Below are 14914 nucleotides of genomic sequence, written 5' to 3'. Positions count from 1 at the left end.
CACACGTGGCGAGAACCCGGCCCGAATCACGGAAGAAAACTACTTCTTTCCGTTCTGCTTATTGCGCTGCTGCTTCTGGCGCTTCTTACTCACCGGCTGCTGGCGCTGACCGGCTGCGGCACGCTCACGCGCCTCCTGCAGGTCCTTCTCGTGCTGCTCGCGGGTCTTACCCACCGGGGGCAGGCCCTTCGCCGCACGGCGGGCGTTCAGCTCACGCTCCGCCTGGGAACCGGGGGTCGGGTTGTTGCGGATAACCCACCACTGCTGACCCAGCGACCAGAGGTTCGAGACGGTCCAGTAGTACAGCACACCAAGGGGGAAGTTAATACCGGAAACAGCGAAGATGATCGGGAAGATGTACATAATCATCTGCTGCTGACGGAACATCGGAGAGTTCAGAGCAGCCTCCGACATGTTCTTCACGCTCAGCTGCTTCTGGATGTAGAACTGGGTGGCGCTCATCAGAACAATCATGATGACCGCCTGAACAACGGTCGCGGTGGCGTCGCCAGCCCCCGGGTGCATCATGGTCGCGAAGAGCTGAGCACCGAAAATCTGGGAGTCGTTGAACTGATGCACTAGCTCAGCCGGCAGCATGAGCACGCCCTGGTTATTCTGCGCTGCGGTGGGCACGCTCATCAGCACCTGGTACAGACCGAAGAAGATCGGCATCTGCGCCAGAATCGGCAGGCAGGAGGCGAAGGGGTTCGTACCGTGCTTACGGTACATTTCCATCTGCTCCTGAGCCATAGCCTGGCGGGAGAGCTGGTCCTTCTTACCCTTGTACTTCTCCTGCAGCTTCGCCATATCGCCCTGCATCGCGGTCATACCGCGCATAGCCTTAATCTGCTTGACGAACAGCGGAATGGTCAGGGTACGCATCACCAGGGTCAGGAAGATAATGCACAGAACCCAAGTCAGGCCGGACGCCGGGTCCATGCCCAGCGAGGTGAAAAGAGTGTGGAACAGCCACAGGACCACGGAGACGATCCATTTAAACGGCCAAAGAATCAAATCAAAAATATTCACGCGGGAATACTCCTTAAGGACTCGGCTAAGTCATTGTGTGGGAGGCGCCGCCTACTCAGGGCGAGCGTCACCACCGGTGTGAGGGGTGTAAAGATGGGGGTGGTTGAGCAGAATAATTTTCGGTTCTGCTCCGGGAGCGAAAGTACGCTTCCCCTCCGGGACTGGGTCGATACCTCCGGTCGCCCAGGGAACACACCGCAGAATACGGCGCACCGTCAGGGAAAGCCCGCCCATCGCACCGTGGGTGGTTAGCGCCTCCAGAGCGTAGGCTGAGCAGGTCGGGTAGTAGCGGCACACATCCCCGTAGAGGGGGGAGACGACCTTGCGGTAGGCCTTCATGCACGCGATCAGCAGGTTCTGCGGTAGAACGTAGAGTGCCTGCAGGAAAGTTTCAGCCCTCACGAATTCGTTAGGTGCTAGTTCCAGCAGCTCGTCGGGGCCCAGAGTCTCAGCAGATGCGCTATAGGTACCGCTGTGATGCGCGTGGAAGCGTTCTTCACAGCGGTCACGCTGGGAACGGCTCACGGCTTCTCCTTGCTCTGAGGCAGGTCGAGCTTAGCGAACGCGGTCTCGAGTGCCGATTCGTAGTCGCGGCGCAACTGATCCCAGCTGGCGCTCGCGGAGGCGGGAAGCGCTCGCACAGCAATGGCGTAGCCTTCCGGATGCGCGGCGCAGGTGAGCGCGGCAAGTTCACGCAACCGGCGCTTGACCAGATTGCGTGTGACTGCGTTGCCCACCGCCTTCGACACAATGAAACCTACCTGGGTTGTTTTTCCAGGATTTTTCGCCGTAGATACAACGATGTTCCGACGTCCTGTACGGATGCCGGAACGGAAGGCGTGGGAGAATTCAGCGCTGGTGCGCATACGGTGCCGTTGAGGCAGCACGTGTTCCCCTTTACGTAGTGTGGGAGATTCGGCTCATGTGGCGAACTATATGCCGTGATTAGGCCGAGAGCTTTGCGCGGCCCTTACCGCGGCGGCTCGACAGAATCGCGCGGCCTGCACGGGTACGCATACGCAGACGGAAGCCGTGCTTCTTAGCGCGACGGCGGTTGTTCGGCTGGAAAGTACGCTTGCTCATACTTTGTCTCCTTGATTTTTGCGGTTCGTGCCCTCGCGGGTATCGGAACCGTACGCTTCTTGGTGCACGGAGGTACCGCGACTATTCGCAGTAGGCGGTGCACACACAACAGCACAACTTTAGAAGAGTGGAGGGCGTAAATCAAGTTCTTGACGCTTTTTTCCGCGTGATTCCGGGCTCGTTTGTGGTGTGGAGGCGGTGATTGCGGCGGGTATACAGGCTGTGGAGACACTACGTGCTCTTGGAGTGTAAGCCTGGGGATATTTACAGCAGTACGGTATCCACTACGGTGCATATCCCACCCAAACCCCCTACTATCGGTGAGTTATCCACATCCTTGAGCTTTTGGAGTTTTCCGCTAAATATCAGGGAAGAAGGCCTGTTATACACTTAAATCCACCGCTTATCCACCCCTGTAATTACAAGTTTTCCACCGTGTGGAAAACTCTTGTGGATAACTTTCTCCCCCTGTGTATTAAGCGGGTAGAATCTTAATGACCTCGCGGTGGTTTCCGGCATGATTTCTTTACTGCACCACCGCTTCACATCGAGTGAAAGTAAAGAATTCCATGACCGACTCCCTTCAGGCGCGCTGGGCGCATCTGCTCTCCATTCTTGCCGCCGATCCGGCGGTGACGGCACGTCAGCGCGGTTTCGTGAATCTTGCGCAGCCTCAGGGATTGATGGGTTCTTCTCGCCTCATCATTGAGGTGCCGAATAAGCTCACCCGTGCGGTCTTTGAGGAGCAGATTAGCGCTTCGTTCCGTACGGCTCTGCACGAGGCATTTGGCCCGTCGACTACCGCGCTTTTCGATGTGAATGAGTCGATGATTCCGGTTGAACCTGCAAGTCAGGACGTTTTCCATGGTGAGCGTGAGGTGCCTGCTGAGCAGTCGCATGCACCTGCTGTCGTTCCGGCGGCTTCTGCACATCCTGAGGCGCCCGCCGGTTCGCGCGCTTTTGAGTACTACACCGAGCCGCATCCGGGCCCTGACCATTACGAAGTGCCCGCCGATGAGCAGGTCACCCGCCCCTCCCTGCAGGCTTTGGAGGCGGAGCGTACCGGATTCCCCTCCGCACAGCAGCCGGCGGCTTCTGTCGCGGGTGCGCCTCGCGAGTACCCGGCACCCACTTTCGTTCCGGACGCCCCGGCGGTACCGGAGGCCCAGCAGGTGCATCCGCATGAAGACCCGGAAAACGCGCCGACTTGGGATAGCTCTGCCCGACTGAACCCGAACTACACCTTCGACACCTTCGTGATTGGTCAGTCCAACCGCTTTGCACACGCGAGCGCTTTCGCGGTGGCGGAGCAGCCCGGCATTGTCTACAACCCGCTGTTCATCTACGGCGGTTCGGGTCTGGGTAAGACCCACCTGCTGCACGCGATTGGCCACTACACCAAGTATCTGTACCCGAATTTGCGGGTGCGCTACGTGAATTCTGAGGAGTTCACGAATGACTTCATTAACTCGATCCGTGATGATGAGGGTTCGTCGTTCAAGCAGATTTACCGCAATGTTGACGTTCTTCTGATTGACGATATCCAGTTTTTGGCGGGTAAAGAGGCGACGATGGAGGAGTTCTTCCATACGTTTAACGCCCTGTACAACCACCAGAAGCAGATCGTGATTACCTCTGATTTGCCGCCGAAGCAGCTGACCGGTTTCGCTGAGCGTATGCGTTCGCGTTTCGGTTCGGGCCTGAACGTGGATGTGCAGCCTCCGGAGCTGGAGACTCGTATCGCGATTCTGCGGAAGAAGGCTCAGAACGAGATTTTGCCGGTGCGCGATGACGTCATGGAGTACATTGCTTCCCATGTCACGGCCAATATTCGCGAGTTGGAGGGCGCTCTGATTCGTGCGAGCGCTGCCGCCTCGATGAAGAAGCCGCCGGAGCCTATTACCCTGGCTGAGGCGGAGACCTATCTGAAGGATTTGCTCTCTGATACCGGTGGTGCGGAGATTACGTCGGCGCTGGTTTTGGCGACGGTGGCGAAGTATTTTGATGTGTCCATTGAGGATATGCAGTCGAAGTCTCGCACCCGTACGCTCACGAATGCGCGTCAGGTGGCGATGTATCTTCTGCGTGAGCTGACCGAGATGTCCCTGCCGCGTATTGGTAACGACTTGGGCGGCCGCGACCATACGACGGTGATGCACGCGGTGCGTAAGGTGAGCGCGCAGATGGCGGAGCGTCAGACGATTTTCAATCAGGTTACTGAGCTGACGAATTTGATCCGCCAGGAGCAGCGCGCCGCTGGCTAGATGCGCTTTTATTCCTGTCCCGTAGCTTATTTTATGCCTCGACTAGGTGTTTTATAGGCTTTGGGGCGGGGGCTTCACGCTGGATCCAAGATTTTAGCGACTCTGAAAGCTAGATTTTTGGGGTGTGGATAAGCTGTGCTTTAACTCATGCGTTCGTGTGGACGTTAAGTGCATGAATATTCAAAAGGTGTGGAATCGAGGAAATGTATAAATATCCATACACAATGCATCCTCAGCGTTGAGTGGTTTCTTCCACTTAATGTCCACAGGCTACTTCCGCGTCATTGCAGGCGAGGAAGGGGTTTTCCACCGTTTCCACAAGCGTTAACAATACTACTGTACTTAAAGAAAAAATCCTCCCCATAACAAGTAGTTCTGCTCGACCAACCGGGCTGTTTCAGGTTTTTCTGTGCACCCTTACTGAAAACGTAGATTTTCGCGGATTTGGATCGATAGCTGCACTCTATCTCTGGGGTTGGATTTGAAGGTTGGGTTTGAAGAAGAAACCAACACCGAACCATCACCTAATTCGAACCTGTTTTCGACTAGGTTTGATACGCCTTCCGACTATCTTTGTAATTACAAAAATACAGTGACCCTACATGCCTCATTTCACCCGATTTTTCGCTGCAGGATCGACCTTCGAGTCTCTGTGTAATTACAAAATCCGGTAGGATGGATAGACGCGCGCGCGGAAGATTCACTGCGCATCAGAGCACGCGGTATTTCCGGCTCTATCGTCCAAAGCTTTACGTGCGCCCAAAGACTATTCTCTATTTCCGTGAAAGGCGCCTTCTCGATGAAATTCACCGTTGAACGCGATGTCCTTGCCGAAGCAGTCGGCTGGACGGCACGCTCACTTCCGCTGCGTCCCACCTCCCCCGTACTCAACGGTCTGCTGATTACCGCCTCCGCAGGTGAGGTCAGCATCGCAAGCTTCGATCACGAGACCAGCGCCCGCCAGGTCATTGCAGCCGATGTTGAAGCAGAAGGCGTTTGCCTGGTTCCCGGCAAGATCCTGGCAGAAATTTGCCGCTCCCTGCCGAACGCACCCGTCGAGTTCACCGCAGATGAGTCCGTGATTCGTATTCACTGCCGTTCCGCTAACTTCCAGCTGGCTGGTATGCCGGTCGTGGACTACCCCGAGCTTCCTGAGCTTCCCGAAATTTCCGGTACCGTGGACGGTGCCGAATTCGCTGAAGCCGTCAAGCAGGTTCAGATTGCGGTGTCCAAGGATGAGACCCTGCCGCTGCTGACCGGTATCCGCGTAGAAATCAATGGCGACACCATGACCCTGCTCGCCACCGACCGCTACCGCCTGGCAATGCGCGAAATCAAGTGGAACCCGGTCAACCCCGACGTTCAGGCGGCTGTGCTGCTGAAGGCTAAGACCGTCTCCGAGGTTGGTAGCACCCTCTCCGGTTCCGGCGATCTGTCTATCGCCCTGCCCGCAGCGGGCGAGCTGATCGGCTTCGCAGCGGGTACCCGCCGCACCACCAGCGTTCTGATGGATGGCGACTACCCCAACATCCGTGCGCTGTTCCCCGAGCAGACCCCGATTCACGCGGTGGTTCGCACCTCCGACCTGGCTGAGGCTGCTCGCCGTATCTCCCTCGTGGCGGAGCGCAACACTCCCCTGCGTCTGAAGTTCACTCAGGGTTCGGTTGCTATTGATGCCGGCCGCGGTGATGAAGCTCAGGCTTCCGAGACTCTGCAGGCGCACCTGTCCGGTGATGACATCACCGTTGCGTACAACCCCGCTTACCTCTCGGACGGTTTGAAGGTTTTCGGTACAGAGTTCGTTCGTTTCTCCTTCACCGATGCGCCGAAGCCCGCCGTGATTTCCGGTCAGGACGAGCCTCTGGCTGAGGATGACCGCAACTACCGTTACCTGCTGATGCCGGTTCGCCTGCCGTCGAACTAGTTTCAGTGTTTGCCGCCCCGCACGTCTTTCGGTGCCCTATGCATCGTGGGTATGTGCGGGGTTGCGCTGTTTTTCTGTGTCCATTCGCGCGGAAAAACCTAGTGTTGTGACCTCTCACTGTGCCCTTCAGTCCGGTGCCGTGAAGCCCCCTAAAATAAGAACCCCCAGCTAAGAACCCGCGTATGAAACCCCGTGAAAGGAGCTTCCGGTGTATATCGACCATATTTCGTTGTTGGATTACCGCACCTATGCTCTGCTGAGCCTGCCTCTTTCGGCGGGAGTTACGGTGTTTCTGGGCTCTAATGGTGTGGGGAAAACCAATATTGTTGAGGCGATTGACTATGCGGCGTCGCTCTCTTCGCACCGTGTGAGCCATGACGGGCCGCTGGTTCGGGCGGGTGCTTCGCGCGCCTATATTCGCACCCGTACGGTGCGCGGTTCGCAGCAGACGGTGACCGAGTTTGAGATTGCTCCGGGGCAGAGTAACCGGGTGCGCATTAATCGTGCCGCGCCGGTGCGTGCCAAGGAAGCGCTGGGTATTGCCCGCACGGTGCTGTTCTCCCCGGAGGACCTTCAATTGGTGAAGGGAGACCCGGCGGGTCGTCGTCGTTTTGTGGATGATTTGGCCAGCTCTTTGCGTCCGGTGGTCTCCGGGTACCGTAGCGAGTATGAGCGGATTTTGCGGCAACGTAATTCGTTGCTGAAATCCATGCAACGTAAGGCGCGGGACGAGAACGCTTTGAGTACCCTGTCGGTCTGGGATGAGCAGCTGTCGACCCTGGGCGCTCAGCTGCTTTCTGCGCGTTTTCGTCTGTTGCAGCGTTTTTTGCCGCAGCTTCGCCGCGCCTACGCGGGGCTGACGGACGGCTCTAAAGAGGTCGGTTTCAACTATGAGTCGACTGTTTTTTCGAGCATGGGTGAACGCTCTATCGAGCATGCGGCGCTGATGCGCATTGAGGACCTCAAGGAGGCTTTGATGCGCGGTTTTGCGGAGCGTCGGCGCGATGAGATTGAGCGCGGCGTGACCCTGGTGGGTCCGCATCGTGAGGATATTACCCTGCTGCTCGGTGGTATGCCGGTGAAGCATTTTGCCTCGCACGGCGAGAGCTGGTCTTTTGCGCTGGCGCTGAAACTGGCGTCCTGGTTTGTGCATGTTGAGGATGATTCCTCGGCGGGTTCTTCGCCGATTCTGATTCTTGATGATGTGTTTGCGGAGCTTGATTCTGCGCGCCGCCACCGCCTGGGTGCGATGGTTGCCGACGCGGAGCAGGTACTGATTACCTGTGCGGTGCTCAGCGATATTCCGGAGGAGCTGGGCGACTACCGCCTGGTGTCGGTGACGGCGGGGCACGCCGAGTATGTGCAGCCTGCCGCTGGTCCTGCCACCGACTCTGTCACTGACTCTGCGGGGCAGTCGAACTCGACCGTTTCTGCACTCGCAGAGGGTGATGGCGATGAGTAACCCCGTCCGCCCTCAAAACCATGTTTCACGTGAAACATTCGGTGAATTCGCGGAACCGCAGTTTGCGGAGCCTCAAAACCCGTACGAGGTTGACGGCGTGGGTGAGTTCTACCGTGACGAGGTGGACGCCCCCTCCGCCCTACTGACCCGTATGCGAGTGGCGGCTCAAGAACGCGGCGAGGCGCCCCTGAATGCCTTCTCTGCGAATAAAATCATGCGCGATTTTGGTGCGGTCATGTCTGGAACCGCCTCGAAGAAGAAATCGCGGCGAGCGCAGGGGTGGGACCCCCGCGTCATGGGTGGCTATAGCGGCCCTGGAGAGAGCTCTCGCGACCCCAAACCCCTTGGCGGCATCGTCAGCGCTCTGATCCGTTCTCGCGGCTGGAAAGAGCCCGTGGCAGTCTCTAGCGTGCTGGCTCGCTGGGCTGAGCTCGTGGGCCCTGAAATTGCGGCGCACACCCGCCCCATCAGCTTCGAAAACTCCATTGTTGAAGTCCAGTGCGACTCTACCGCCTGGACGACTCAGCTGCGCCTGATGCACGGGCACCTCATCGAACTTTTCCGCCGTGAACTGGGTGATGGTGTCGTGGCTCAGGTTCGCGTGCTGGGTCCGAACAACGGACGCTGGAATCAGCGAGGCTATCGGCGTGCCACCGGCATGCGCGGTGTGCGCGACACCTACGGGTAGCCTTCTGAGTGCCTCTGGTGCTCGTTCACCTTCTGAATGAACGGTGTTAGGTCAAAATAAGCCTTTTTCTGCACGCTATGAAAGCTTTAGAATCGCCAGCAACCCCCACGAAGTGGTGAACCGTATCCCCTACCTCAAAAGGGGGTTGAGGCACTCTAAACCGCCTTAGCGGGCTTTTGAGCGGGTGGTAGTGCCCAAAAAAGCTCAATATGTGACGCTTGTAGATGGTTTTATGCTCTCTTGCTCGGTAAAATAAAAGAGACAATGCGTAAAGTGTGCCCACCTATGGGTACCACCGGCACCGCGGGTTGTGCAGGCACTTTCTTGTGCCCTCTGTGAGGCGTTCTAGGCTCCGCTCTTGGCTGCCCGTAGCTTTCCTTTGCCGGTTGCATCATCTACTCAAGGAGTTCTGCCTCGTGGCATCTGAACAGAATGCATCTGAACAGCAGCATGAATACGGTGCATCCGATATTACCGTGCTGGAAGGTCTGGAAGCGGTTCGCAAGCGCCCCGGCATGTACATTGGCTCGACCACTGAGCGCGGTCTGCACCACCTGGTCTACGAGGTCGTAGATAACTCGGTCGACGAAGCGCTCGCCGGCTACGCCTCCAAAATTGACGTGACCATCCAGGCTGATGGTGCTGTTCGCGTAGAGGATGACGGTCGCGGTATTCCCGTGGATGAGCACCCCACCGAGCACAAGTCCACTGTTGAGGTCGTCATGACCGTGCTGCACGCTGGCGGTAAGTTTGGCGGTGGCGGCTACTCCGTTTCCGGTGGTCTGCACGGTGTGGGTATCTCCGTGGTGAACGCGCTGTCCACCCGCGTGATTACCGAGGTGCACCGCCAGGGCTACGCATGGCATATTTCCTTCTCCAACGGTGGTGTGCCGGATGGTCCCCTGCGCAAGGGTGAACCGTCCGATAAGACCGGCACTATCCAGACTTTCTACCCGGACCCAGAGATTTTCGAGACCGTCGAGTTCGACTTTGAGACTCTGCGCGCCCGTTTCCAGCAGATGGCATTCCTGAACAAGGGCCTGACCATCACCCTGACCGATGAGCGCGAGAAGTTCGTCGGTGACGAGGTTGCTGAAGAGAGTGAGAAGAAGGAAAACATCCTCAACCGCGTGCACGCGAACGCTGAGGGTTTCACGACTGTCACCTACCGTTACGACAACGGCCTGTTCGACTACGTACACTTCCTCAACGCAGGCGCGAAGACCATCGTGAACGAGGAGATTGTCTCCTTTGAAGCCGAAGACACTGAGCGCAACATGAGCCTGGAAGTGGCGATGCAGTGGACCGGCGCCTACAAGGAGTCCGTCTACTCGTACGCGAACACGATTAACACCCACGAGGGCGGTACTCACGAAGAGGGTTTCCGTGCCGCTCTGACCTCGCTGGTGAACCGTTACGCGCGTGAGAACAAGCTGTTGCGCGATAAGGACGATAACCTCACCGGTGAAGACGTGCGTGAGGGCCTGACCGCGGTGATTTCGATTAAGATTTCTGAGCCGCAGTTCGAGGGTCAGACCAAGACCAAGCTGGGTAACTCGGAGGCTAAGTCCTTCACCCAGCGCGAGGTGAACGATCACCTCGGCGACTGGTTCGGTCGTAACCCCGCGGTGGCGAAGGACATCGTGCGCCGCGCAATCACCGCCGCTCAGGCACGTATTGCAGCCCGTAAGGCACGCGAGACGACCCGCCGTAAGGGCCTGCTGGAGACTAGCTCCATGCCCGGTAAGCTTAAGGACTGCTCCTCGAAGGATCCGTCGATCTCTGAGATTTACCTGGTGGAGGGTGACTCCGCGGGTGGTTCGGCTGTTCAGGGTCGTGACCCGAATACTCAGGCTATTCTGCCGCTGCGCGGTAAGATCCTGAACGTTGAGCGCGCTCGTCTGGACCGTGCCCTGTCCAACGCTGAAATTCAGGCGATGATTACCGCTTTTGGTACCGGCATTGGTGATGACTTCGATATTGAGAAGGCACGCTACCACAAGATTGTTCTGATGGCGGATGCGGACGTCGACGGCCAGCACATTACGACTCTGCTGCTGACTCTGCTCTTCCGCTTTATGCGTCCGCTGATTGAGGCGGGTTATGTGTACCTGGCTCAGCCGCCGCTGTACCGCATCAAGTGGTCGAACGCTCCGCACGACTACGTGTACTCGGATGCTGAGCGTGATGAGGCTCTGGCTCGTGGCGCGGCAAAGAACCTGCGCCTGCCTAAGGACAACGGTATTCAGCGTTACAAGGGTCTGGGCGAGATGGACTACACCGAGCTGTGGGATACCACCATGGACCCGGCTCGCCGCACCCTGCTGCAGGTGAAGATGGAAGACGCAGCGGCGGCTGACCAGATCTTCTCTGTTCTGATGGGCGAGGACGTTGAGGCTCGCCGTGAGTTTATCCAGCAGAACGCAAAGGACATTCGATTCCTCGATATCTAGCCCGAAGCGGCATATATCCCGTATGGAATATGCCAAATGAGCTATATAGCCGAGCGAGTCATTGAGGAATGAGAAAGTAATGAGCGAAGAACAGCAGAATAAATCCACTGAGGTTGACGTCGTCAGCAACGGTGGCACTGAAAGCGTAGACCACCACGGTCACATTGAACAGGTGGACCTGCAGACCGAAATGCAGCGTTCCTACCTGGACTACGCAATGGCGGTTATTATTGGCCGCGCCCTGCCGGATGTGCGTGACGGCCTCAAGCCCGTGCACCGCCGCGTGATCTACGCGATGTACGACGGCGGCTACCGCCCGGACCGATCCTTCAATAAGTGTGCCCGCGTGGTTGGCGACGTGATGGGTCAGTTCCACCCCCACGGCGATATCGCTATCTACGACACTCTGGTGCGTCTGATTCAGAGCTGGATTATGCGTTACCCGCTGGCTCTGGGTCAGGGTAACTTCGGCTCCCCCGGTAACGACGGTGCCGCAGCGCCTCGATACACCGAGACCAAGATGGCTCCCATTGCCCTTGAGATGGTGCGTGACATCAACGAAGACACCGTTGATTTCCAGCCCAACTATGACGGCAAGTCCCTGGAGCCTACCGTTCTGCCCGCGCGCATCCCGAACCTGCTGGTCAACGGTTCTTCGGGTATTGCTGTGGGTATGGCGACCAATATTCCGCCGCATAACCTGCGTGAGGTTGCCGAGGGTGTGGAGTGGTTCCTGAAGAACCCGCACGCCACCAATGAGGAGCTGCTGAACGCTCTGATGGCGCGCATTAAGGGCCCCGACTTCCCGACAGGTGCACAGATTCTGGGTACCAAGGGCATTGAGGATGCGTACCGTACTGGCCGTGGCTCTATCACCATGCGCGCGGTGGTCAATGTGGAGGAAATCCACGGTCGTACCTGCCTGGTGGTTACCGAGCTGCCGTACCAGGCGAACCCGGATAACCTGGCGATTAAGATTGCTGAGCTCATCAAGGACGGTAAGGTCACCGGCATCGCGGATCTGCGCGATGAGACTTCGGGCCGTACCGGTCAGCGTCTGGTGATTGTGCTCAAGCGTGATGCTTCCCCGAAGGTTGTGCTGAACAACCTGTACAAGCACACCCAGCTGCAGGAGAACTTCTCCGCGAATATGCTCGCCATTGTTGATGGTGTGCCGCGTACCCTGTCCCTGGACGCGTTTGTGCGTCACTGGGTGGATCACCAGATGGACGTTATCGTTCGTCGTACCCGTTACCGTCTGCGTCAGGCAGAGGAAGAAGCGCACATCCTGCGTGGCCTGCTGAAGGCTCTGGATGCTCTGGATGAGGTTATTGCCCTGATTCGCCGCTCCCCCACCGCTGATGAGGCGCGTAGCGGCCTGATGGAGTTCCTGCAGATTGATGAGGCTCAGGCTCAGGCAATTCTGAACATGCAGCTGCGTCGTCTGGCTGCCCTGGAGCGTCAGAAGATTCAGGATCGTCACGATGAGCTGATGCGCATGATCGCTGAGTACAACGCGATTATTGCTTCGGAGACTCGCCAGCGCGAGATTATCTCTGAGGAGCTGGGTGAGATTGTGAACCGCTACGGCGATGAGCGTCGCACCCAGATTATGTACGGCTACAACGGCGACATGTCCATGGAAGACCTCATCCCCGAGGAGGAGGTCGTGGTGACGATTACTCGCGGCGGCTACATTAAGCGCACCCGCAGTGATCAGTACCGTAGCCAGCACCGTGGTGGTAAGGGCATTAAGGGTGCCTCGCTGCGCGGTGATGACGTGGTGGAGCACTTCTTTGTGACCACTACGCACAGCTGGATTCTGTTCTTCACGAACCTGGGTCGCGTGTACCGTGCGAAGGGTTACGAGCTGCAGGAAGCCGGTCGTGACGCGAAGGGCCAGCACATTGCGAACCTGCTGGAGTTCCAGGGCGGTGAGCATATTGCTCAGGTCATGGAGCTGAAGAGCTACGAGGATGCTGAGTACCTGGTGCTTGCTACTCGCGGCGGCATGGTGAAGAAGAGCCGCCTGAGCGATTACGATACGAACCGTACTGCCGGCCTGATTGCGATTAACCTGCGTGAGGGCGATGAGGTTGTTTCGGCGTTCACCGTTTCGGATAAGGACGATATTCTGCTGGTGTCGCGTAACGGTATGTCGCTGCGCTTCCATGCTGATGATGCGTCGTTGCGCCCGATGGGTCGTTCGACCTCCGGTGTGACCGGTATGAAGTTCCGTGAGGGCGATGAGCTGATTTCTGCGAATGTGGTTACTGAGGGCTCCTTCGTCTTCGTGGTCACTGAGGGTGGTTACGCGAAGCGTACGAGCGTGGATGAGTACCGTGTGCAGGGCCGTAACGGCTTCGGCATTAAGGTTGCTAAGCTAGTTGAGGATCGTGGCGCCCTGGTGGGTGGCCTCATTGTGGACGAAGAGGACGAGGTGCTGGTGGTTATGGCCAGCGGCAAGGTCGTTCGTTCGAACGTGAATGAGGTTCCTGCGAAGGGACGCGATACTATGGGTGTTATCTTTGCAAAGCCCGGTAAGGGCGATTCTATTATTGGTGTTGCACGCAACCAGGATCGTCAGCTGGATGATAGCGACGATGAAACCACTGAGAACACCGAGGCTTCGGAGTCTTCTGAGGCGCCCGGTTCGGACAACGAGGGTGAAGCGGCGGCTGCCGATCTCACCGCTACTGGAGGTAACTAATGAGCAGCACTCCCGCGAGCTCCTCTCCTGCGTCGGCACAGCGTTCGGCGTCGGCTGGTGCATCTAAGTCTTCGGGTGCGGCTAAGGCTGGCGCGCGTCGCCCGGCTCAGGCACGTTCGGGTCAGGGTCGTCCTGGCGGTACCGCTAAGCGTCCTGCTGGCAAGCGCCCTGTGAACGCTAAGCGTCCGACTGGTTCGCGCCGTCAGCTGGTGCGTCCTGCGCCGCGTTCGAAGATTCGTCGTGCGCGTCTGGTGGTTCAGAAGGTTGATACGTGGTCGGTGGCTAAGCTGATCTTCTTGCTGTCTATTGCTTTGGGCATTGTGACTGTGGTGGCTTCGGTGATTCTGTGGCTGTTCCTGCAGGCTTCTGGTGCGTTTACCGGTGTGAACCAGCTGATTAGCTCTCTGGGTACTGGTTCGACCACTGTGGATATTTCGCAGATGATTTCGCTGGGTCAGGTTGCTTTGGTGACTACTATTTTTGCTGTGGTCAACACTGTGGTCTTTACTCTGCTGGGTATGATTGGCGCGATTCTGTACAACCTGGCTGCGAAGCTGGTTGGTGGCGTGACCTTGACTCTGAGCGATGAGTCCTAGTTTGTAGCTTTTTGAGCTTTGTGTGCGGGCGGTTCTGTCTCTGGTGGAGGCGGTGCCGCCCGTTCTGCATGCCCCGCTCTGTATGCTTGGGAACCCCCAATATTAAAGTGTGATGCAGAACATGCTTTTTTGATTTGGTGTTACCTTCAAATACCTGTATAGTTATATCTCGTTCTACGGAAGAAATTCCGCAGAGGGAGGGCGTATAGCTCAGACGGTTAGAGCGCTTCGCTGATAACGAAGAGGTCCCAAGTTCGATTCTTGGTACGCCCACTCCACACTATGAAAGGCAATAATGAAGAAATTATTGATTCTTGCTGTTCTTTCGTGTGTCACTGCGATGGTCCTGAAAAAGTACCAGAGCAATGAAGTCGTGAAGGCTTGGAAAAATAACTAAACAGTGGTTTCCGCTGAGACGGGGGCGTGGCGCAATTGGTAGCGCATCTGCTTTGCAAGCAGAGGGTTAGGGGTTCGAGTCCCCTCGCCTCCACTTTCCGGTGATTATAGCAAGAGGGAAACGCCTGGCTCCATTCCGAACCCAGAAGCTAAGACTCTTCGCGCCGATGGTACTGCACTTTTGTGGGTGTGGGAGAGTAGGTCATCGCCGGTTTATTTTTGAAAAAGGCCCCGTATCGAAAGATACGGGGTCTTTTGTTGTATTCGCCAAAGTTGTTGTATCTGCTGATGTGATGCGGGGGGGGGGGG

The 14914-nt window shown here is 57.3% G+C and carries 11 protein-coding genes, 2 tRNA genes and 1 rRNA gene; 10 read left to right on the top strand and 4 right to left on the bottom strand.

Going from position 1 to position 14914, the window contains the following annotated elements; translation table 11 throughout:
- Positions 1-39 precede the first annotated feature (39 nt).
- Genes yidC through rpmH form a run of 4 tightly spaced genes read right to left on the bottom strand, consistent with a single transcriptional unit; the run spans position 40 to position 2112 of the window.
- Positions 40-1029, bottom strand: a complete 990-nt coding sequence (gene yidC / locus HMPREF2836_RS08930) for a membrane protein insertase YidC (protein ID WP_012904383.1) — start codon at positions 1027-1029, stop codon at positions 40-42.
- A gap of 51 nt (positions 1030-1080) precedes the next feature.
- Entirely contained in the window at positions 1081-1554 is a 474-nt protein-coding gene (gene yidD, locus HMPREF2836_RS08925) for a membrane protein insertion efficiency factor YidD (RefSeq protein WP_049351857.1), read from the bottom strand.
- A complete protein-coding gene (gene rnpA, locus HMPREF2836_RS08920; RefSeq protein WP_049338559.1) occupies positions 1551-1916 on the bottom strand; it encodes a ribonuclease P protein component in 366 nt (121 codons plus the stop codon). The genes yidD and rnpA overlap by 4 nt, the downstream gene beginning before the upstream one ends.
- 58 nt (positions 1917-1974) lie before the next feature.
- Entirely contained in the window at positions 1975-2112 is a 138-nt protein-coding gene (rpmH, locus tag HMPREF2836_RS08915) for a 50S ribosomal protein L34 (protein ID WP_005504094.1), read from the bottom strand.
- A 569-nt stretch (positions 2113-2681) separates the two neighbouring features.
- On the opposite strand from rpmH, the gene dnaA reads away from it, so the two are divergent.
- From dnaA to rrf, 10 genes are all read left to right on the top strand, one after another.
- A complete protein-coding gene (gene dnaA / locus HMPREF2836_RS08910) occupies positions 2682-4376 on the top strand; it encodes a chromosomal replication initiator protein DnaA (RefSeq protein ID WP_049351854.1) in 1695 nt (564 codons plus the stop codon).
- Positions 4377-5175: 799 nt separating this feature from the next.
- Complete coding sequence (gene dnaN / locus HMPREF2836_RS08905; protein WP_049341945.1) at positions 5176-6300, top strand: DNA polymerase III subunit beta; 1125 nt, start codon at positions 5176-5178, stop codon at positions 6298-6300.
- A gap of 208 nt (positions 6301-6508) precedes the next feature.
- Complete coding sequence (gene recF / locus HMPREF2836_RS08900) at positions 6509-7762, top strand: DNA replication/repair protein RecF (protein WP_049341946.1); 1254 nt, start codon at positions 6509-6511, stop codon at positions 7760-7762.
- Positions 7755-8450 (top strand): DciA family protein, encoded by a 696-nt coding sequence (locus HMPREF2836_RS08895; protein ID WP_049341947.1) that lies wholly within the window; start codon positions 7755-7757, stop codon positions 8448-8450. Before recF ends, HMPREF2836_RS08895 begins: the two co-directional genes overlap by 8 nt.
- Positions 8451-8866: 416 nt before the next feature.
- Positions 8867-10903: a DNA topoisomerase (ATP-hydrolyzing) subunit B gene (gene gyrB / locus HMPREF2836_RS08890; protein ID WP_044149968.1), complete on the top strand. Its 2037-nt coding sequence runs from the start codon at positions 8867-8869 to the stop codon at positions 10901-10903.
- A gap of 79 nt (positions 10904-10982) precedes the next feature.
- Positions 10983-13613 carry a DNA gyrase subunit A gene (gyrA, locus tag HMPREF2836_RS08885; protein WP_070630114.1) on the top strand — a complete coding sequence of 877 codons (2631 nt, stop codon included), beginning with the start codon at positions 10983-10985 and terminating at the stop codon, positions 13611-13613.
- Positions 13613-14209 carry a DUF3566 domain-containing protein gene (locus HMPREF2836_RS08880; protein ID WP_070630113.1) on the top strand — a complete coding sequence of 199 codons (597 nt, stop codon included), beginning with the start codon at positions 13613-13615 and terminating at the stop codon, positions 14207-14209. Before gyrA ends, HMPREF2836_RS08880 begins: the two co-directional genes overlap by 1 nt.
- Positions 14210-14408: 199 nt before the next feature.
- A tRNA-Ile gene (locus HMPREF2836_RS08875) sits at positions 14409-14482 on the top strand.
- 144 nt (positions 14483-14626) lie between these two features.
- A tRNA-Ala gene (locus HMPREF2836_RS08870) sits at positions 14627-14699 on the top strand.
- Between the two features lie 3 nt (positions 14700-14702).
- A 5S ribosomal RNA gene (gene rrf, locus HMPREF2836_RS08865) occupies positions 14703-14819 on the top strand.
- Positions 14820-14914 lie beyond the last annotated feature (95 nt).

This window comes from Rothia sp. HMSC065C12 (assembly GCF_001812085.1).
GTDB lineage: Bacteria > Actinomycetota > Actinomycetes > Actinomycetales > Micrococcaceae > Rothia > Rothia mucilaginosa.
Note: the sequence above shows the minus strand (reverse complement) of the source record. Positions and strands in the feature narration are given on the sequence as shown.

Bases quoted from the DNA above. Each gene is read 5' to 3' on its own strand.
- HMPREF2836_RS08880 (WP_070630113.1), top strand. From the start codon at position 13,613: ATGAGCAGCACTCCCGCGAGCTCCTCTCCTGCGTCGGCACAGCGTTCG.
- dnaA (WP_049351854.1), top strand. From the start codon at position 2,682: ATGACCGACTCCCTTCAGGCGCGCTGGGCGCATCTGCTCTCCATTCTT.
- gyrA (WP_070630114.1), top strand. From the start codon at position 10,983: ATGAGCGAAGAACAGCAGAATAAATCCACTGAGGTTGACGTCGTCAGC.
- rpmH (WP_005504094.1), bottom strand. From the start codon at position 2,112: ATGAGCAAGCGTACTTTCCAGCCGAACAACCGCCGTCGCGCTAAGAAG.
- HMPREF2836_RS08895 (WP_049341947.1), top strand. From the start codon at position 7,755: ATGAGTAACCCCGTCCGCCCTCAAAACCATGTTTCACGTGAAACATTC.
- dnaN (WP_049341945.1), top strand. From the start codon at position 5,176: ATGAAATTCACCGTTGAACGCGATGTCCTTGCCGAAGCAGTCGGCTGG.